The following is an 18,610-nucleotide window of genomic DNA, read 5'->3' on the forward strand; positions in this document are numbered from 1 at the left end:
TTGTTTCAGCAGCGTAACAGGGGGTTGAACGATGGCAGTTGAGGCCTCATCGCCCCAGGTCACACCCGATGGCCGCGTCGAGCTCAGCGATGTTCGTCCCATCCAGGACAGCAGGTTCTACAACCCCGAGCTCGCGCCCGTGCCGGTCGAGCAGCGGACGTGGTCGACGTACAACTTCTTCGCGCTGTGGATGGGCATGGCGCACAACATCCCGAGCTACACGCTCGCCGCGAGCCTGATCGCGCTGGGGATGGACTGGGTGCAGGCGTTCCTCACGATCACGCTCGGCAACCTGGTCGTGCTGGTCCCGATGCTGCTGAACAGCCACGCGGGTACGAAGTACGGCATCCCGTTCCCGGTGTTCGCGCGGGCCTTCTACGGCATCCGCGGCGCGAACCTGGTGGCGTTGCTGCGGGCGTTCATCGCGTGCGCGTGGTTCGGCATCCAGACGTGGGTGGGCGGCAAGGCGCTGCACGTCATCATCGGCCGGCTGGCCGGCGAGGGCTGGACGGGAGCGTCCGAAGTGGGCGGTCAGCCGTGGACGCTGTGGTTGTGCTTCCTCGGTTTCTGGGTCGTGCAGATGCTGGTGATCTGGCGCGGCATGGAGGCGATCCGGCGGTTCGAGAACTGGACGGCGCCGCTGGTGAGCGTCGGCTTCCTGGTCCTGCTGGGGTACGTGCTGGTCAAGGCGGGCGGGTTCGGGCCGATCCTGCAGACCGGCAGCAAGCTCGGCTGGGGACCGGACTTCTGGAAGGTGTTCTTCCCCGCGCTGATGGGCATGATCGCGTTCTGGTCGACGCTCAGCCTCAACATGCCGGACTTCACCCGGTTCGGCGGCAGCCAGCGCAAGCAGGTGACCGGTCAGGTCCTCGGGCTGCCGACCACGATGTCGTTCATCGCGATCGTCGCCATCCTCACGACGTCGGGCGCGCAGGCGCTCTACGGCGAGGCGATCTGGGACCCGGCGGATCTCGCGTCCCGGTTCGACAGCACGCCGCTCGTGCTGGTCGCACTGATCTCGCTGGTGCTCGCGACGATCTCGGCGAACCTCGCGGCGAACGTGGTCAGCCCCTCCTACGACTTCTCGAACGCGTTCCCGCGGCGCATCACGTTCGCGGTCGGCGGCCTGATCACCGGTGTGGTCGGCATCCTGATCCAGCCGTGGCGGCTGATCTCCGACCCGAGCATCTACATCTTCGCGTGGCTCGGGTTCTACGGCGGCCTGCTGGCGAGCGTGGCAGGCGTGTTCGTGGCCGGGTACTGGGTGATCAAGAAGACCCGGTTGCACCTGGAGGACCTCTACCTCGACGGGCGCGGCGCGTACTGGTTCAACGGCGGCTGGAACTGGCGGGCCGTGGTGGCGACGCTGGCAGGCGGCGTGCTCGCGGTCGGCGGCGCCCACGGCGGGCCGTTCCCCGCGGACGGGCTCATCCCGTTCCTCAAGCCGCTCTACGACTACAACTGGGTCGTCGGCTTCGCCGCCGGCTTCCTGGTTTTCCTCGCACTCAAGGACACCAAGGCGAAGGAGACGACCAGGTGAGCAACGTCATCCGGGCGGCGCTCGTCCAGCAGAAGTGGACGGGCGACAAGGAGTCGATGATCGCGAACGCGGTCGAGCACATCCGCACCGCCGCATCGCAGGGCGCACAGGTCCTGTGTCTCCAGGAGCTCTTCTACGGCCCGTACTTCTGCCAGGTGCAGGACGCGGACTTCTACTCCTACACCGAGGCGATCCCGGACGGCCCCACGACGGAGCTGATGAAGGAGATCGCCGCGCAGAACAACATCGTGCTGATCGTGCCGATGTACGAGGTGGAGCAGCCGGGCGTGTACTACAACACCGCCGCGGTGATCGACGCCGACGGCACCTACCTCGGCAAGTACCGCAAGAACCACATCCCGCAGGTCAAGGGCTTCTGGGAGAAGTTCTACTTCAAGCCGGGCAACCTCGGGTACCCGGTGTTCGACACCGCCGTGGGCCGCATCGGCGTCTACATCTGCTACGAACGCCACTTCCCCGAGGGCTGGCGCGCGCTCGGCCTCGCGGGCGCGAAGATCGTGTTCAACCCGTCGGCGACGTCGCGGTCGCTGTCGGAGTACCTGTGGAGGCTGGAGCAGCCCGCCGCGGCCGTGGCGAACGAGTACTTCGTCGGCGCCATCAACCGGGTCGGCGTGGAACCGCTGGGCGACAACGAGTTCTACGGCCAGACGTACTTCGTCTCGCCGCGCGGGCAGCTCGTCGGCGAGGCCGCTTCGGACACCGAGGAGGAGCTCGTGGTGCGCGACCTCGACCTCGACCTGCTCACCGAGGTCCGCGACACGTGGGCGTTCTACCGCGACCGCCGCCCGGACACCTACGAGGGCCTGGTGACGCCGTGAGCGTCCTGGTCAAGAACGGCCTGGTGATCAACGCGACCGGTTCGCACGCCGCGGACGTGCTGATCGACGGCGAGCACATCGCCGCCCTCGTGACGCCCGGTTTCCCCGTCCAGGCGGACGAGGTGGTCGACGCGGCCGGGAAGTACGTGATCCCCGGCGGCATCGACGTGCACACTCACATGGAGATGCCGTTCGGCGGCACGCAGTCCGCCGACACGTTCGAGACCGGCACGACCGCGGCGGCGTGGGGCGGCACCACCACGATCGTCGACTTCGCCTTGCAGCCCAAGGGTTCCTCGTTGCTGTCCACACTGGACAGGTGGCATGCCAAGGCCGACGGCAACTGCGCGGTCGACTACGGCTTCCACATGATCATCTCCGACGTGAACGACCAGTCGCTCAAGGAGGTGGAGTCCTGCATCGCTCAAGGCGTGAACAGCTTCAAAATGTTCATGGCCTACCCCGGTGTCTTCTACGCCACCGACGGCGAGATCCTGCGCGCCATGCAGAAGGCCCGCGAGACCGGTGCCACGATCATGATGCACGCGGAGAACGGCATCGCGATCGACCAGCTCGTCGCGCAGGCGCTGGCGAACGGCCTGGGCGACCCGGTGCAGCACGGCCTGACCCGCCCGCCGGAGCTGGAGGGCGAGGCCACGTCCCGCGCCATCCAGCTGGCCCGCGTCACCGGTGCTCCGTTGTACGTCGTGCACCTGTCGGCCGCGCAGGCGCTGGACGCCGTCACAGCCGCGCGGGACACCGGCCAGAACGTGTTCGCCGAGACGTGCCCGCAGTACCTGTACCTGTCGCTGGAGGACATGGCCCGGCCCGGTTTCGAAGGTGCGAAGTACGTGGCGTCGCCGCCGTTGCGCCCCAAGGAGCACCAGTCGTCGCTGTGGCGGGGCCTGCGGACGAACGACCTGTCCGTCGTGAGCACCGACCACTGCCCGTTCTGCTTCAAGGACCAGAAGCAGCTGGGCGTCGGCGACTTCTCCAAGATCCCCAACGGCATGCCCGGCGTCGAGCACCGCGTCGACCTGCTGCACCAGGGCGTGGTGAAGGGCGAGATCACCCGCGAGCGCTGGGTGGAGATCGTGTCGACGACGCCGGCGCGCATGTTCGGCATGTACCCGCGCAAGGGCGTGATCGCACCGGGAGCCGACGCGGACGTGGTGGTCTACGACCCGTCGGCCACGCAGACGATCTCCGCGGAGACCCACCACATGGCCGTGGACTACTCGGCCTACGAGGGCTTCGAGGTCACCGGCCGCGTGGACACGGTGTTCTCCCGCGGCCGCAAGGTGGTTTCGGACGGCGCCTACCGCGGTTCGACGGGCCACGGCCGCTTCGTGTCGCGTGACCTCAACCAGTACCTCGTCTGAGAGGAGTCCGTCGTGGACTTCGGTGTAGTGCTGCAGACCGACCCGCCGGCACGGGACGTGGTGGAGGGCCTCCGCGCGGCCGAGGACTGCGGTTTCCGCTACGGCTGGACGTTCGACTCCTGCGTGCTGTGGCAGGAGCCGTTCGTCATCTACTCGCAGGTCCTGGCCGCTACCCGCGACCTCGTCGTCGGCCCGATGGTCACCAACCCGTCCACCCGCGACTGGTCGGTGACGGCGTCGTTGTTCGCGACCTTGAACGACATGTTCGGCAACCGCACGGTCTGCGGCATCGGCCGCGGCGACTCGGCCCGCCGCGTGATCGGCCAGAAGCCCTCCTCGCTGGCCACCCTGGGCTCCGCGATGCACGTGATCAAGGAACTGGCCGAGGGCCGTTCCGTGGAACACCACGGCACGGCGGTGCAGATCCCGTGGGTGCGCAACGGAAAGCTCGAAGTGTGGATGGCCGCCTACGGTCCGCGCGCGCTGAAGATGGTCGGTGAGCAGGCCGACGGGTTCATCCTGCAGACCGCGGACCCGGACATCGCCCGCTGGACGATCGGCTCGGTGCGCGAGGCGGCCGTCGCGGCGGGCAGGGACCCGTCCGCCATCACGATGTGCGTGGCGGCCCCCGCGTACGTCGGGACGGACCTGGCGCACCAGCGGGACCAGCTGCGGTGGTTCGGCGGGATGGTCGGCAACCACGTCGCGGACCTCGTCGCGCGGTACGGGGACTCGGGCGCGGTGCCGAAGGCGCTCACCGACTACATCAAGGACCGCGAGGGCTACGACTACTCCCACCACGGCAAGGCGGGCAACCGGTCCACGGACTTCGTGCCGGACGCGATCGTGGACCGGTTCTGCCTCGTGGGACCGGAGTCGGCGCACGTGGAACGGTTGCAGGAGCTGAAGGAGATCGGGGTCGACAACTTCGCGCTGTACCTGATGCACGACGAGAAGGACAAGACGCGCGACGCCTACGGGTCGTCGGTGATCCCAGCGGTGTGAGCTGACCTGCGGCGATCCAGAACTGTCAGACCCCGCCGCTACCGTTGCCCCCATGACCACAACGCTGGAAGTCGTGTACTGCGAGGGCTGGGACCCCGACCGGAGGGAGATCTCGGGCCGGTTGCCGGTGGCGGTCGCACGGGAGCGCGACCGCGCCGGTGAGCAGTACGCGTTCTGCTTGGTGGAGCCGGAAACGGGCCGTGTCACCGTCGTGGCCGAGATCGCGTGGGGCGTCCACTTCGCACGGTGGTGGTTCCTCGACCCGCGGGGCAGACGCCGGCGGATGCACGAGTACCGGGTGCTCGACGGGCGGCTGTTCCTGCTGCGCGGTCGCGAGTGGACCTACTGGGACGACGAGCAGCCCGAGTTCGACGACGGCTGCGGGTTCGCCCAGGTCACCTACTCCCCCGACGGCGACGTGAAGCGGGTGGAGCGCCCGAACGGCAAGCGCGGCGGTTCGCGGAGCGACTGGCAGCAGGAGGACGTCAGCGGGTGCTACGGGGAGGTGCCCGCGTTCTCCGACTGGGCCGGGCTGTCCTCGGCCGATGAGCTGGAGCTGGAGCTGGTGCCGGTGGACGTTGCGGAGCAGGAGCCGGCCGATCCGCCGTGGCAGCCCTCGGCACCGCTGCGTCCGCTGGGGATCGACGGCGCGTTCCGGGCGGGGACGCGCTGGACGCTGCCGCGCAGGGACGAGACCGTGGTGGTCGAGCTGGTGGCCGGTGGCACGGTCCGGATGCCGAGCGGTCAGGTGGTCGCGGCTGACCCCTCGTACCTCGGCACGAGCCAGCCGTTCTCGACCGCGGTCGCGCCGGGCGACTACCCGGTCGAGCTGTCGGTGGTGCGGTTCGCGGACCAGCCGGACCACGCCCGTGTCGCGGCGGCCAGGCTGGTGGTGTCCCCTGCGCCGGTCGTGTTGTGGGAGCCGGCGCTCAAGGAGGGCCAGGACGTGGTGGTGCTCGGCGAGGGCGAGTTCTACGGCTTCGGCGTCGACGGCGGCGTGGGCTGTTTCACGGACGCCGCGGCGTGCACCGCGCTGGCCGAGCTGATCGAGGAGTCGCAGGAGGCCGAGGACCTGCTGATGACCCCGATGGGCCCGACGACGGCGGTGCTGACCGAACCGGCGTCGGGCGCCACCCTGGTCGCCTACCACTCGGGCTGGGGCGACGGCACGTACCCGGTGTGGATCGGCCGGTCGGCGGACGGCGAGGTGGCGTGCTTCGTGGCGGACATGCTCGTCCTGCGGCAGGCCACGGAGGCCTTACCCGACGCTGTCGGCGCGGACCGCTAGGCCGCCAGCGGGCCCGCACGGGTCTGGCGGTCCCGCTCGCTTGCGGCGACGCGACGGGGTTCTTGCCCGACACCGTTGCCGCGGAGCGCCAGACTCTTGGCGGATAGTGCGGACCTGGTGTTCCGCTCGCCCACCGCGAGCGCGGGCAGCACCCGCCAGCTGTGCCGGGCAAACGGCCGTCCGTGGCGGCCACGCTCGTCCCGCGCTGGGCCACGAAGGCCTTGTTCGACGCCACCGCCGCGGATCGCCAGGTGCCGTTGCCGCCGAGCCCCAGGCACAGCCGAGCCGTCAGCGGATCGTGTGGGTTTAGTGTTCCGCTCGCCCGCCGCGGCGCGCGGAACAGCTCCGCCCGACGGACCGGGCAGACGGCCCTCCGCAGCAGCGACGCTCGTCCTACGTCCGGCTGCGGAGGCATTGGCCGACGCCGCCGCCCAGCGCCTGGCACGGCCAAGCGGTCAGCGGATCGTGCGGGTCTGGCCGTCCCACTCGCCCGCCGCGAGCGCGGGCAGCAGCTCCGCCAGCTGCACCGGGTAGACGGTGTCCTCGGTGGCGGCCAGCTCCTCCGCGGTCCACCATCGGAACGCGGAGATGCTGGTCTCCTCGACGTCGTTGAACCCGGACAGGTCCACGGTGAACTCGGGAACGGAGGCGTAGAAGAACCACTCCTCGGCGTCGAACGTCTGCCCGGCGAAGCTGAACACCGCGCGCCGCCGCCACACCGGCCCGACCAGGTCGTCGGCGGCGAGCCGGAGGCCGGTCTCCTCGAACGCCTCGCGCAGTGCCGTGTCGCGCAGCTCCTCGTCCTTCTCGACGCCACCGCCGACCGTGAACCAGAAGAGCTCCTGGGGCCGGGCGGGGTCGAAGCCCTGGAAGAGCAGCACGCGGCCGGCGGGGTCGGTGAGCACGATGCGGGCGGACGGGCGCGGCGTCAGCATCACCGCGTCAGAGGGCGCGGTGGGTTCGGCGATCTCGAAGTAGGACGGCTGCGGTGCGGTGCCGGCCAGACGCAGCCAGCGGACGATGCGCCGGCGGCGCTGCAGCAGCGTGTCGCGGACGGCGTCGTTGTGGACCCGGCGGGCGAGCACGACGCGTTCCTCGGCGTCAGCCAGTTCAGCGAGCGCGGCAGGAGGGAGGGACGAACGGTCGAGCGCACCCAGGAGTCCGGACAGCTCGTTCTCGGCCATCTCACGGTCGGCACGTGAGGCGGCCTCGGCACGGGAGGCCGCGGCGGACAGCGAGGGGTCGAGCAGGGCACGCGTCACGACGGCGCGGCGGGCCAAGGCGGCGTCGAGGGCGGCCCAGGCGGCATCGGTGCGGACGTGGAGGCGGTCGAGGCGGTTGGCGATCGCCAGGATCCAGGCGGCCAGCACCAGTGCGATGACGATGGCGACGACGACGGTGGTCATGGGGCGCTCACCTGGGTGGTGGGGTCCGCGACCGCGCGGCCGGTGCCGTCGCGGCGGAGGCTCGGCGCAGCGGTCGGGAGCGCAGCCATCGCACCCGCTGTGCGACGGCAGAGGCGGGGGCTCGGCGCAGCGGTCGAAAGCGCGGCCAACGCAGCCGCGGTACGACGGCAGAGGCGGTGGCCGAGAGCGAGACGGCGGCCGTGTGCACCGGCGGACGCGGCACCCGCCACGGCCGGAGCGACGGACGCCACCCGAGCCGTGGCAGCCGGAACCGCGGCAGCCCGAGCCGTGGCAGCCCGAGCCGTGGCAGCCCGAGCCGTGGCAGCCCGAGCCGTGGCAGCCCGAGCCGTGGCAGCCCGAGCCGTGGCAGCCCGAGCCGTGGCACCCGGAACCGCGACCACGCGGGCACCCGGCACCGCGAGCGGGCAGCGGTCGGCGCGGGTCATGCCTCGGCCACCCGGCGCGGGTCGGCGGCGATGGCGGTCTCGTACACGCGCAGGACCTGGCTGGCGACCACGGACCAGTCGAAGGTCTGCACGCGGTCGGAGGCGGCGGCCACGTACTCGGCGCGCAGCGCGGTGTCGCGCAGGACGGAGCGGAGGGCGTCGGCCAGGGCCGCGGCGTCGCCGACCGGGAACAGCGCGCCGGCCTTGCCGTCGTCGAGGACTCGGCGGAAGGCGTCGAGGTCGGAGGCGACGACCGCGGTGCCGGCGGACATGGCTTCGGTGAGGATGATGCCGAAGGACTCGCCGCCGGTGTTCGGGGCGACGTAGACGTCGATGCTGCGCAGCATGCGGGCCTTGTCCTCGTCGCTGACCTGGCCGAGCAGGTCGACGCGGGCGGCGAGGGGGCCGGTGAGCTCGTGTTCGCCGCGGCCGACGACGAGCAGGCGGAGGTCGGGGAACTCGTCGGCGATCAGGCCGAAGGCCTCCCAGAGGATCGGCATGCCCTTGCGGGGTTCGTCGTAGCGGCCGACGAAGCCGATGGTGCCGCCGGGGCGCGGGTAGCCGTCCAAAGTGGAGGCGGAGGCGAAGAAGTCGACGTCGACGCCGTTCGGGATCTCCACGGCGTCGCCGCCGAGGTGTTCGACCTGGACGCGGCGGGCCAGTGCGGAGACGGCGATGCGGGCGGTGACCTTCTCCAGGAACGGCTGCAGCACGCCCTGGAACGCGGCCAGCATCTTCGAGCGCGGGGTGGAGGTGTGGAAGGTGGCGACGATCGGGCCGTCGGCGACCACCAGGGCCAGGAACGACAGGGACGGGGCCGTCGGCTCGTGCAGGTGCAGGACGTCGAAGGAGTGCTCGTCGATCCAGCGGCGCACGCGCGCGTAGGACACCGGGCCGAACGACAGGCGTGCGACGGAGCCGTTGTAGGGGATGCCGACGGCACGGCCCGCCGAGGTGACGAACGGGGGCAGCGACTGGTCGTCGTCGGCGGGGGCGAGGACGTTCACCTCGTGGCCCAGGCCGATCAGGGCGCGGGCCAGGTCGACGACGTGGGCCTGCACTCCGCCGGGCACGTCCAACGAGTACGGGCAGACGATTCCGATCTTCACCGGGGCACGACCTCCACCTGGGCGGGATCCCGTGGTCTCACCGGACGTGCCGGCGGGCCAGCGCGGCGCGGCGGCTCTCCGGCAGGTCCGCGAGCCAGAGCTTCTGGAGCATGTGCCAGTCGGTGGGGTGCGCGGCGATGTCGGCGGCGAAGACGTCCGCGAGGGCCTGGGTGGCGGCGGGGACGGTGCTCACCTTGATCGGCGGGTGGATGCGGAACTGCCAGCCGTCCTCGGTGTTCCAGCAGCCGACCGGCAGCAGGGCGGCGCCGGTGGTGGCGGCCAGGTGCGCGGGGCCCGCGGGCATCAGGGTCTGCTCGCCGAAGAACGTCACGGGCACGCCGGAGGAGGTCAGGTCGCGGTCGCCGAGCAGGCACACGACCTTGTTGGCGCGCAGGCGTTCGGTCAGCACGGCCGTGGGCGGACGGTCGCCGCCGGTCAGCGGCAGCACCTCGAAGCCCAGAGTCTCGCGGTACTCCACGAACCGGCGGTACAGCGACTCGGGCTTCAGCCGCTCGGCGACGGTGGTGAACGTGCCGGAGTGGGCGACGAGCCAGACACCGGCCATGTCCCAGTTCCCGCTGTGCGGCAACGCCACCACGGCGCCGGTGCCTTCACGCAGTGCCGCGTCCAGGTTTTCCGTGCCGGAGATCAGCTGGTCGCACTTCTGGACCACCGCGCGGTGGTCCATCGTCGGCAGGCGGAACGCCTCGCGCCAGTAGCGCGCGTACGACCGCAGCGACTCCCGCACGAGCTCGTCGAGCTCCTCGTCGCCCGCCCGCGGGACGACCCGGCTCAGGTTCTTGCGCAGCTGCTGGACGCTCGCACCGCCCCTGCGGGCCGCGTGGTCGGCGCCCGCCTGGAACAGGCCGCGCGCCCACGGCTCCGGCAGCAGCCGGATCAGCTGCCAGCCGGCGGTGTACCCGAGCGTCGCGAGGTTCACGCGGCCTCCCGCGCCGACCTCGACACGGCGAGGACGCGCTGCACCACCGTCGCGACCGTCATGACCGCGAGCAGCCACAACGCCACGTCCAGCAGGTGCGGCACGCCCAGGCCCTGCACACCGGCGCCGACGAGGGCCACGATGAACCGCTCCGCCCGCTCGGCGATGCCGCCGTCGGCGGAGAGCCCGGTGGCCTCCGCCCGCGCCTTCACGTACGAGATGACCTGCGCCGCGACCAGGCAGACGAACCCGGCGGCCGCCGTCCAGCGGGCGCCGGAGTCGAGCGCGTACCAGGTGAGCGCCGCGAACAGGGCGCCGTCGGCGATGCGGTCGCAGGTGGCGTCGAGGACCGCGCCGAACTTCGTCGGGCCGGCCGCGCGGGCCATCGCGCCGTCGATCAGGTCGAGCAGCACGAAGAACGCGACCAGCGCGCTGCCGAGGAACAGCTGCCCGCGGGGGATGAACCACAGCGCGCTCGCGACGGCGCCCACGGTGCCGACGACGGTGACGACGTTGGGCGTGAGGCCACGCGCCAGCAGCCACGCCCCGATCGGATCGGTGACGCGCGAGACGGACGCGCGAGCGAAGATGTTCAGCATGGCGGTTCGCAGCCTAGCTGGACTGCTGAAACGTGCCTCCCGCGGGTGAGCGGGCGCCGGCCGCAGCGGCTGCCGCGGCCCCTCGGCCGCTACGTGAACCTGCGGTGGTCCTCTGCGATCTTCTTCAGCAACCCCTGCAGCTCCTCTCCCCGCACCGCCGTCCGCTCCAGCCGGCCGAACAGCGCGAGGTACTCGCGCACGTCCAGCGGGTCGGTGATGGTGGCGTTGCCGGTCAGCACGCTGACCGTGACGACGCGCTCGTCGTAGATGTGGAAACCGTGCAGCGCCACCACGTTCGTGTCCGCCGACCAGGGCACGACGCCGAGCCGGACGTTGGGCCGGCGCTGGATCGCGGCCAGGTGCTCGACCTGCTCCGCCATCAGCTCCGACGACCCCATCCGCCAGCGCAGCGCGCTCTCGGTGAGCACGAACACGAACTGCTTCGCCAGGTCGTCCATCCGGGACCGCCGCACCCGCAGCGCCGCGACGGCCGCCTCCTGTTCGGACGGCGGCATCGTCGCCAGCACGGTGCGCAGGTAGGCCTCGGACTGCAGCAGCGACGGCACGAGGTTCAGCTGGAAGAACCTCGACGTCGCCGCGCGGGCCTCGACCCGGCTGATCGTCTGCTGGTGGCGGTGCGCACCCCGGTGCAGCACGACGCGGCGGGTCTCCGCCTCCGCGTGCAGCGACCGGGCGAGTTCGACCAGTTCGACCCGCGTCTCCCTCGTCGCGGCGAGCTCCGCGACGAGGCGCTCCACGTCGGTGACGGACGGGAGCAGCATGCCGTTCTCTATCTTCGACAGCTTGGACTGGCTCATCCCGGTGGCACGGGCGGTGGCCGTGCCGGTCATCTTCGCCTCGGTGCGCAACCGGCGTAGTTCACGCGAAAGCCGTTCTCTCGCTAATCGCGAACGCTCAGGTGCGGTCATGTTCGCACCGTAACCATTCGGACACGCTGAGACGATCGGCCATAGGCGGGGACTTGACTTCCAGTTGACACCTCCAGGTGGGTGATCTCACCTACCTGGAATCGCTATGCGCTGGCCGAATGTCTCGATCACCCGACTAAATGCACCCGAAAGTTGCAACGCAACCTATTCCGCACCGCATGGAAACTCCGCCGATTGTCCTACCAGGACAACGGGGGTGCTTTTTGTCACTTTTTTGTCCAAGAAATGGTACGGGCTTCAAGCACGCGCGACCGCGCGCTCATACCGGCTTTCGCCAGCGCAATACCGCGCGCACACCCAGTCCGATGCCGCCGAACACGAGGGCGAACGCGATGAGCCCGAGCCCCGGCGCGTCGTCGGCCTGGGCGTACAGGAGGGCGCTCACGCCGAGCGCGATGAGCAGGACACAGCCCAGCAGGGACAGCAGCAGTCGAGGCATAGATCGACTATCACTCGTCAGCTATCGAAAGTCAATAGATAGCGAGTGGTAGTCGATCTGTGTCCGCAGCGTCAGTCGAGCGCCCGCCAGCCGTCGGCCAGCAGCTGCCTGGTCTCCCCCAGCAGCTGCGGCAGCACCTTCGTGTGCCCGATGACCGGCATGAAGTTCGCGTCCCCGCCCCACCGCGGCACCACGTGCTGGTGCAGGTGCGCGGCGATCCCGGCACCGGCGACGACGCCCTGGTTCATGCCGATGTTGAACCCGTGCGGCGCGGCCACCCGGCGCACCACGCGCATCGCCTTCTGCGTGAACGCGGCGAACTCGGCGGTTTCGGAAACCGTCAGGTCCGCGTAGTCAGGCACGTGCCGATACGGCAGCACCATCAGGTGCCCCGGGTTGTACGGGTAGAGGTTCAGCACCGCGAACACTTCCGACCCGCGGGCGATGATCAGGCCCGATTCGTCGTCCAGTTCGACCACTCGGCAAAACGGACAACCGGCCGGTTCATCGCCGACCGCTTTGCCCTCGCCCTTCACATAGGACAGGCGGTGCGGTGTCCACAACCGCTGCAATGCGTCGTGGACACCGACACCCTCCTGACCGGAAAGTTCCGGCTGCTCGAACTCGGACGTCACGAGAGCAGTTCCGCCGTCGGCGAGGCGTTCTCGCGGCGACCGACCCACTCGACGATCTGCTCGACGGCGCGCTCCACCGGGACGCCGTTGATCTGCGTGCCGTCGCGGAACCGGAACGACACCGCGTTCGCCTCCACGTCCTTGGCGCCGGCCAGGAGCATGAACGGCACCTTCTGCAGGGTGTGGTTGCGGATCTTCTTCTGCATCCGGTCGTCCGAGGCGTCGACCTCGACCCGGATGCCCTGGCGCTTGAGGACGTCGCGCACCGCGAACAGGTGGTCGGCGTTCTCGGAGGTCACCGGGATGCCCACGACCTGCACCGGCGCGAGCCACGCCGGGAACGCGCCCGCGTAGTGCTCGGTCATCACGCCGAAGAACCGCTCCACCGACCCGAACAGCGCGCGGTGGATCATGACCGGGCGCACGCGCGAGCCGTCGGGCCCGGTGTACTCCAGCTCGAACCGCTCCGGCAGGTTGAAGTCGAGCTGGATGGTCGACATCTGCCAGGTGCGGCCGAGGGCGTCGCGGCACTGGACGGAGATCTTCGGGCCGTAGAACGCGGCGCCACCGGGGTCGGGCACCAGCTCCAGGCCGGACTCCCGCGCCACCGACGCGAGCGTCTCGGTCGCCTCGTCCCAGATCTCGTCCTCTCCCACGTACTTCTCCGGGTTCTTGGTCGAGAGCTCCAGGTAGAAGTCGTCGAGGCCGTAGTCGCGCAGCAGGCCGAGCACGAACTCCAGCAGCGAGGCCAGCTCGTCGCGGACCTGGTCGCGGGTGCAGAAGATGTGCGCGTCGTCCTGCGTCATGCCGCGCACGCGGGTGAGGCCGTGCACCACGCCGGACTTCTCGTACCGGTACACGCCGCCGAACTCGAACATGCGCAGCGGCAGCTCGCGGTACGACCGCCCGCGCGACTTGAAGATCAGGTCGTGGAACGGGCAGTTCATCGGCTTGAGGTAGTAGTCCTGGCCCGGCTTGCGGACGGTGCCGTCCTCGTTCAGCTCGGCGTCGAGGTGCATCGCCGGGTACATGCCGTCCTTGTACCAGTCGAGGTGGCCGGAGACCTCGAACAGGTTGCCCTTGGTGATGTGGGGCGAGTAGACGAACTCGTAGCCCTCTTCGGTGTGCCGCTGGCGGGAGTAGTCCTCCATGGCCTTGCGGATGATGCCGCCCTTGGGGTGGAACACCGCCAGGCCGGAGCCGATCTCGTCGGGGAACGAGAACAGGTCCAGCTCCACGCCGAGCTTGCGGTGGTCGCGGCGCTCGGCCTCGGCCAGGCGCTCCAGGTGGGCGTCCTGCGCCTCCTGCGACTCCCACGCGGTGCCGTAGATGCGCTGCAGCTGCGGGTTGTTCTCGTTGCCGCGCCAGTACGCGGCGGCCACGCGGGTGAGCTTGAACGCCGGGATGTGCTTGGTGGTCGGCACGTGCGGGCCGCGGCACAGGTCGCCCCAGACCTGCTCGCCGGAGCGCGGGTCGAGGTTGTCGTAGATCGTCAGCTCGCCGCCGCCGACCTCCATGACCTCGCTGGTGTCGACGTCGCTCTTGAGGTCGACCAGCTCCAGCTTGAACGGCTCGGACGCCAGCTCGGCCTTCGCGGCGTCGACCGACTCGACGACGCGCCGGGAGAACCGCTGCGAGGACTTGATGATCTGCTTCATGCGCTTCTCGAGCGCCTGCAGGTCCTCGGGGGTGAAGGGCTTCTCGACCTGGAAGTCGTAGTAGAAGCCGTCCTTCACCGGCGGGCCGATGCCGAGCTTGGCCTCGGGGAACTGCTGCTGCACCGCCTGCGCCAGCACGTGCGCGGCGGAGTGGCGGAGGACGCTGCGGCCGTCCTCGGTGTCCGCGGCGACCGCTTCGACCTCGACGTCGACCTGCGGGGTCCACGACAGGTCGCGCAGGTGGCCCTCCGCGTCCTTCACGACGACGATCGCGTCGGCGCCCTTGCCGGGCAGACCTGCCTCGCGCACGGCCGTGCCCGCCGTCGTCCCAGCCGGAACCACCACGCGCGGCGGGTTCTGGGCGACTGCTGGGCGCGACTCGGACACGATGACTCCTCGGTGTGACTCTCGGGCTGGAACTTTGTGTTCAGCAGGTCAGATGTTATCGGTGCTCAAAACCGACATGACGATCGCGTCGTGGAAGACGCCGTCCCAGAGCAGCACGTCGCGCAGCCGGCCCTCCTCGCGGAAGCCGCACTTGCGGTAGACGTGCAGCGCCCGCTCGTTGAACTCGTACACCTCCAGGTCCACCCGGTGGAGGTTGCGCTCGGTGAACGCGTGGTGCAGGACGTGCTTGACCGCCGCCGTGCCGTAGCCCTTGCCGAACCCGTCCTGCAGCGCGATCCGCAGCCCGGACTTGCGGTTGACGTCGTCGATCGGGCTGAGCACGACCTCGCCCAGGTACCTGCCGTCCACGGTGATGGCGCGGGTGTAGCGGTTGGGGTCGGCCAGCGTGCGCTCGATGTAGGCCTCGTAGTCCTCCAGGGTGAACGTGCCGTGCGTGCCGGTGAACCGGTTGACCTCGTCGGCGTGCGGCCCGCCGTCGGCCATGGCCTGGGCGAACGCCCTGCGGAGGGGTACGAGTTCCATGCCTTCGATTGAAGCCGGTCGACGCAACCGGTTTGTCATACGCACGCTCGTCTGAGTGGTTTTCCGGATGCGTTCCAGCGGCCGGGGCGGGCACGCTGTGGGCCCGTCCGCCGATGTGAGGAGCGCTGACATGCACGATCCCGTGGTCGAATGCCCCGTCCGCCGCACGGCGTCCAACCGGGACGAGCTGCGCCTGCTCTACGCCGACCTGCGCGACCACTACGCCCGCCGCGACGCCCGGGACGGCACCCGCACCACGCTGCACTTCCTGTGGTCGGGTGTGCTGGACGCCGAGCTGTTCGGCGCCACCTACGCCGACCAGCGCCACGTCTTCGCGGCCTCCCGGCCGATCATGAACTCGCGGCTTCAGGAAACGAACAGGCAGCTGTCAGGCTGTGCTCAGTCGAGCGGCGCATCGTTGGTGCCATGAGCGAGCAGGGACAGGCGCCTCCCCCACCGGAGCCGCCGCGCAACGAACCACCGGAGGACCGGCCCGCCGCGGACCAGCCGACGACGCCCCACCGGGCACCGCCTCAGCCGGACCCGGCCGCGGCCACACCGGCCGCTGCCCCGCCTCCCCCGGCGCCGCCGGTCACGCGGTCCCGGTTGAGGGGGTTCGCGCGCCACCGGGCCACCCAGCTGGTCGCCGTGGGCCTGCTGGGCCTGGTGCTGGGCGGCGGCATCGTCGGCGCGGTGACCGCCAACCGCTTCGACGACCGCGGCGGACCGGGTCACCACCGCGTGCACGACCGCGGCGAACGCGGGCCGGACCGCTTCGACCAGCGCGGCCCGCTCGACCAGCGGGGCGACCGCTTCGAGCGGTGACACCGGCCGAGCGCGCGACTCGCGCACCGAGTCCCCGACCGCGGGTCGCGCGCTCACCCGGGGCCGGGAACGCACGCCGCCGGCTACTGGGCCTGCGGTCCCAGCCGGATCGCCAGCAGCTGGCGCCGCACCACCTTGCCGGTCGCGTTGCGCGGCAGCTTCGGCACGACCACGACCTCGCGCGGGACCTTGTGCCGCGCGAGCCGGGTGCGCACGAACTCGCGCAGCTCCCGCACGTCGATCCGCGTGCCGGCCACCGGCACCACGAACGCGCGCAACCGTTGCCCGTACTCGGGGTCCGGCACGCCGAGCACCGCGGCGTCGCGCACCCGGTAGTGCGTCATGAGCAGGTTCTCCACCTCGACCGGGTACACGTTCTCGCCGCCGGAGACGATCATGTCGTCCTCGCGGCCGTCGAAGTGGAGCCGGCCGTTGGGGTCGAAGTGCCCGAGGTCGCCGGTCGCGACGAGCCCGTCGATGGACTCCTTCTGCGTGCCGTCGGTGTACAGGTCGACGGTCAGCGAGCCGCGCACGTAGATGCGGCCGGTCACGAACGAGCGGGTGATCCGCTGCCCGGACTCGTCGTAGATCCGCACGAGGCAGTTGTGCGGCGGCATGCCGACGCTGGACGGCGCGGCGGCCAGGTCCTCGGGGGTGGCGACGGTGGCGACGGCGACTTCCGTTGAGCCGTAGAGGTTGTAGAGCACCGGGCCGAGCACGGCCATGGTGCGCTGGACGAGCTCGGGCGCGATGGGCGAGCCCGAGGAGAACACCACCCTCAGGTGGCCCAGGTCGAACGAGTCGATCACCGAGCGGTCCAGCTCCATGATCCGCTGCAGCATCGTCGGGACCAGCACCAGCGTGGTGCAGCGCTGGCCCTGCACCGACCACAGCGTCTTGCGCGGGTCGAACCGGCGGTGCAGCACCGCGCGCGAGCCGAGCGACATCGCGAGCGTCAGGTGCGAGTAGCCGACGGAGTGGAAGATGGGGGCGGCGATGAACGTCGACTCGTTCGCCCTCATCGGGATGCGGTCGAGGAAGTCCGACGCCGTGAGCACCGACTTGATCTCCCGCGCGGTGCCCTTGGGAACGCCGGTGGTGCCGGAGGTCAGCTGGATCACCACACCGGGCTCGCGCGGCGGGTCGAGCTCACCGCGCGGTGCCTTGGCGACCAGCTGGTCGAGCGTCGGCGTGCGCCGGTCGAGGCCGTCGCGCGACCAGGCGAGCCAGCGCGGGACCGACGGCGGCAGCTGGTGGAACAGCGGGGTGAACTCCTCGTCGTGGATGACGACGGACGCGCGTTCGCGCTGCAGGAGGTCCAGCACGACCGGCGCGCCGAAGCCGGTGTTGACGAGCAGCACCCGGACGCCGAGCTTCGCGCACGCCAGCAGGGACTCGACCATGCCGCGGTGGTTGCGGCACATCAGCGCGACGACGTGGGTGTGCTGCACGCCGAGCGACCGCAGGCCCTGCGCGATCGCGGTGGACCGCCGGTCGAGCTGCCGGTACGTGACGGACCCGCGGTCGTCGACCAGCGCGATGCCGTCCGGGTTCAGCCGCACCGCACGGCGCAGCGCCGTGACGTTCGGGCCCCAGACCGCCACCTCGCGCAACGCCTGCACGGACATCTTGACGTTCGTGAGGTTGACCATGCCCGCGTCGGACAAGACGCGGAGTGAGTGCACCCGGCCCACGGCGTCGCGGAACACCTTGCGCAACCCTGGCATCAACAGCTCCTCGCGCTGCAAGTCCCCCGAGGTGTTCGGACGGTAACTGTCGGCAAGCCGGACGCCAAGTGTTGTTCCACGCGGAATGAGCATGACAACACGACAACCGAACCTGCAAACGTTTTCATGTTAGCGGAGTGGCCGGACCGGCGCGCTGTGAGCGCCCCAAGAGGCGGTCTGGGCGGTCAGACCAGGAAGCCCCGCAGCAGTGACGCCGTCCCGTCGAGGTGCTCGGCCATCTCCCTGCGCGCCGCGGCCGGGTCACCGTCCAAAATGGAAGCGATGATGCGCTCGTGCTGGGCGTTGGAGTGGGCGAGGTTCGGTTCGAGCAGCGGGATGGTGTCGAGCAGCTCGTTGACCCGCATCCGCGAGTCCGCGACCGCCGCGGTGAGCGAGGCCGACCCGGTGGCCTCCGCGATGGCCAGGTGCAGCCGCGAGTCCTTGCGCCGGTACTCGGCCAGCGCCGCCGTGGACGCCTCCGCCAGCCTGCTCCGCAGACCGCGGCGTTCGGCGGGGCCCAGCGACCGGCCGGCCGCCGCCTCCGCCGCACCGGTCTCCAGGACCTTGCGCAGCGTCAGCGCGTCGTGCAGGTCGCCGAGCTCCTTGCCGGGCGCGGACTCCGGGACCTCCTCGGTCACGAACGTGCCGCCGTAGCGGCCGCGGCGCGACTCGACGTAGTTGTTCTCCTGCAGCGACCTGATGGCCTCGCGCACGGTCACCCGGCTCACGCCGAGCCGGGTGGCGAGCTCCCGTTCGGACGGCAGCCGCTCGCCCGGCGCGACGACGCCGAGCCGGATGGCCTGCATGAGCCGTTCGACGGTCTCCTCGAAGGCGTTGCCCGCCCGCACCGGGCGGAACAACGCCTCCTGCGCGTGCTCCATCTGCTGTGACG

The 18,610-nt window shown here is 70.6% G+C and carries 18 protein-coding genes; 7 read left to right on the plus strand and 11 right to left on the minus strand.

Features of this window, described 5'->3' with window-relative positions; genetic code table 11:
- Positions 1-31: 31 nt before the first annotated feature.
- The 5 genes from ACZ7CH_RS19715 to ACZ7CH_RS19735 are packed head-to-tail and all read left to right on the plus strand — an operon-like array spanning position 32 to position 6,054.
- A complete protein-coding gene (locus ACZ7CH_RS19715; protein ID WP_360391585.1) occupies positions 32-1,540 on the plus strand; it encodes an NCS1 family nucleobase:cation symporter-1 in 1,509 nt (502 codons plus the stop codon).
- Positions 1,537-2,379 carry a nitrilase-related carbon-nitrogen hydrolase gene (locus ACZ7CH_RS19720; protein ID WP_470374496.1) on the plus strand — a complete coding sequence of 281 codons (843 nt, stop codon included), beginning with the start codon at positions 1,537-1,539 and terminating at the stop codon, positions 2,377-2,379. Before ACZ7CH_RS19715 ends, ACZ7CH_RS19720 begins: the two co-directional genes overlap by 4 nt.
- Positions 2,376-3,761 (plus strand): dihydropyrimidinase, encoded by a 1,386-nt coding sequence (gene hydA, locus ACZ7CH_RS19725; protein WP_470374497.1) that lies wholly within the window; start codon positions 2,376-2,378, stop codon positions 3,759-3,761. Before ACZ7CH_RS19720 ends, hydA begins: the two co-directional genes overlap by 4 nt.
- Positions 3,762-3,773: 12 nt before the next feature.
- Positions 3,774-4,766 carry a TIGR03842 family LLM class F420-dependent oxidoreductase gene (locus ACZ7CH_RS19730; protein ID WP_360391594.1) on the plus strand — a complete coding sequence of 331 codons (993 nt, stop codon included), beginning with the start codon at positions 3,774-3,776 and terminating at the stop codon, positions 4,764-4,766.
- A gap of 52 nt (positions 4,767-4,818) precedes the next feature.
- Positions 4,819-6,054 carry a DUF4241 domain-containing protein gene (locus ACZ7CH_RS19735; RefSeq protein ID WP_470374498.1) on the plus strand — a complete coding sequence of 412 codons (1,236 nt, stop codon included), beginning with the start codon at positions 4,819-4,821 and terminating at the stop codon, positions 6,052-6,054.
- Between the two features lie 455 nt (positions 6,055-6,509).
- Here ACZ7CH_RS19735 and ACZ7CH_RS19740 read toward each other — a convergent pair whose 3' ends face one another.
- The 9 genes from ACZ7CH_RS19740 to ACZ7CH_RS19780 all read right to left on the minus strand — a co-directional run bounded on the left by ACZ7CH_RS19740 (position 6,510) and on the right by ACZ7CH_RS19780 (position 15,166).
- Positions 6,510-7,460, minus strand: a complete 951-nt coding sequence (locus ACZ7CH_RS19740) for an NUDIX hydrolase (protein ID WP_470374499.1) — start codon at positions 7,458-7,460, stop codon at positions 6,510-6,512.
- Between the two features lie 442 nt (positions 7,461-7,902).
- Positions 7,903-9,015, minus strand: a complete 1,113-nt coding sequence (locus tag ACZ7CH_RS19745) for a glycosyltransferase family 4 protein (RefSeq protein ID WP_360391605.1) — start codon at positions 9,013-9,015, stop codon at positions 7,903-7,905.
- A 37-nt stretch (positions 9,016-9,052) separates the two neighbouring features.
- Positions 9,053-9,955 carry a phosphatidylinositol mannoside acyltransferase gene (locus tag ACZ7CH_RS19750; protein WP_360391607.1) on the minus strand — a complete coding sequence of 301 codons (903 nt, stop codon included), beginning with the start codon at positions 9,953-9,955 and terminating at the stop codon, positions 9,053-9,055.
- Positions 9,952-10,554, minus strand: coding sequence for a phosphatidylinositol phosphate synthase (pgsA, locus tag ACZ7CH_RS19755; RefSeq protein WP_360391610.1), 603 nt, complete (start codon positions 10,552-10,554; stop codon positions 9,952-9,954). The genes ACZ7CH_RS19750 and pgsA overlap by 4 nt, the downstream gene beginning before the upstream one ends.
- 89 nt (positions 10,555-10,643) lie before the next feature.
- Positions 10,644-11,483, minus strand: coding sequence for a helix-turn-helix domain-containing protein (locus ACZ7CH_RS19760; protein WP_360391613.1), 840 nt, complete (start codon positions 11,481-11,483; stop codon positions 10,644-10,646).
- A 280-nt stretch (positions 11,484-11,763) separates the two neighbouring features.
- Complete coding sequence (locus ACZ7CH_RS19765; RefSeq protein WP_360391616.1) at positions 11,764-11,943, minus strand: hypothetical protein; 180 nt, start codon at positions 11,941-11,943, stop codon at positions 11,764-11,766.
- 71 nt (positions 11,944-12,014) lie between these two features.
- Positions 12,015-12,578, minus strand: a complete 564-nt coding sequence (locus tag ACZ7CH_RS19770) for an HIT family protein (RefSeq protein WP_360391619.1) — start codon at positions 12,576-12,578, stop codon at positions 12,015-12,017.
- Positions 12,575-14,623, minus strand: coding sequence for a threonine--tRNA ligase (gene thrS, locus ACZ7CH_RS19775; protein ID WP_470374500.1), 2,049 nt, complete (start codon positions 14,621-14,623; stop codon positions 12,575-12,577). Before thrS ends, ACZ7CH_RS19770 begins: the two co-directional genes overlap by 4 nt.
- Before the next feature lie 48 nt (positions 14,624-14,671).
- Entirely contained in the window at positions 14,672-15,166 is a 495-nt protein-coding gene (locus tag ACZ7CH_RS19780) for a GNAT family N-acetyltransferase (RefSeq protein ID WP_470374501.1), read from the minus strand.
- A gap of 130 nt (positions 15,167-15,296) precedes the next feature.
- Between ACZ7CH_RS19780 and ACZ7CH_RS19785 the strand changes: the two genes are divergently transcribed.
- Positions 15,297-15,596 carry a hypothetical protein gene (locus tag ACZ7CH_RS19785; protein WP_360391627.1) on the plus strand — a complete coding sequence of 100 codons (300 nt, stop codon included), beginning with the start codon at positions 15,297-15,299 and terminating at the stop codon, positions 15,594-15,596.
- Positions 15,593-15,991, plus strand: a complete 399-nt coding sequence (locus ACZ7CH_RS19790; RefSeq protein WP_360391630.1) for a hypothetical protein — start codon at positions 15,593-15,595, stop codon at positions 15,989-15,991. Before ACZ7CH_RS19785 ends, ACZ7CH_RS19790 begins: the two co-directional genes overlap by 4 nt.
- A gap of 83 nt (positions 15,992-16,074) precedes the next feature.
- Here ACZ7CH_RS19790 and ACZ7CH_RS19795 read toward each other — a convergent pair whose 3' ends face one another.
- Both ACZ7CH_RS19795 and ACZ7CH_RS19800 read right to left on the minus strand, forming a co-directional pair.
- On the minus strand, positions 16,075-17,718 hold the full coding sequence (locus tag ACZ7CH_RS19795) for an AMP-binding protein (protein ID WP_470374502.1): 1,644 nt from the start codon (positions 17,716-17,718) through the stop codon (positions 16,075-16,077).
- Positions 17,719-17,903: 185 nt separating this feature from the next.
- A complete protein-coding gene (locus ACZ7CH_RS19800) occupies positions 17,904-18,599 on the minus strand; it encodes a FadR/GntR family transcriptional regulator (protein WP_360391636.1) in 696 nt (231 codons plus the stop codon).
- Positions 18,600-18,610: the final 11 nt, after the last annotated feature.

It is taken from the genome of Lentzea sp. NPDC037011, assembly GCF_055607425.1.

Excerpts from the sequence above, each read along its gene's own strand:
- ACZ7CH_RS19715 (WP_360391585.1), top strand. The coding sequence starts at position 32 with ATGGCAGTTGAGGCCTCATCGCCCCAGGTCACACCCGATGGCCGCGTC.
- ACZ7CH_RS19735 (WP_470374498.1), top strand. The coding sequence starts at position 4,819 with ATGACCACAACGCTGGAAGTCGTGTACTGCGAGGGCTGGGACCCCGAC.
- ACZ7CH_RS19740 (WP_470374499.1), bottom strand. The coding sequence starts at position 7,460 with ATGACCACCGTCGTCGTCGCCATCGTCATCGCACTGGTGCTGGCCGCC.
- pgsA (WP_360391610.1), bottom strand. The coding sequence starts at position 10,554 with ATGCTGAACATCTTCGCTCGCGCGTCCGTCTCGCGCGTCACCGATCCG.
- ACZ7CH_RS19760 (WP_360391613.1), bottom strand. The coding sequence starts at position 11,483 with ATGACCGCACCTGAGCGTTCGCGATTAGCGAGAGAACGGCTTTCGCGT.
- ACZ7CH_RS19765 (WP_360391616.1), bottom strand. The coding sequence starts at position 11,943 with ATGCCTCGACTGCTGCTGTCCCTGCTGGGCTGTGTCCTGCTCATCGCG.
- ACZ7CH_RS19780 (WP_470374501.1), bottom strand. The coding sequence starts at position 15,166 with ATGGAACTCGTACCCCTCCGCAGGGCGTTCGCCCAGGCCATGGCCGAC.
- ACZ7CH_RS19785 (WP_360391627.1), top strand. The coding sequence starts at position 15,297 with ATGCACGATCCCGTGGTCGAATGCCCCGTCCGCCGCACGGCGTCCAAC.
- ACZ7CH_RS19790 (WP_360391630.1), top strand. The coding sequence starts at position 15,593 with ATGAGCGAGCAGGGACAGGCGCCTCCCCCACCGGAGCCGCCGCGCAAC.
- ACZ7CH_RS19795 (WP_470374502.1), bottom strand. The coding sequence starts at position 17,718 with ATGCCAGGGTTGCGCAAGGTGTTCCGCGACGCCGTGGGCCGGGTGCAC.
- ACZ7CH_RS19800 (WP_360391636.1), bottom strand. The coding sequence starts at position 18,599 with ATGGAGCACGCGCAGGAGGCGTTGTTCCGCCCGGTGCGGGCGGGCAAC.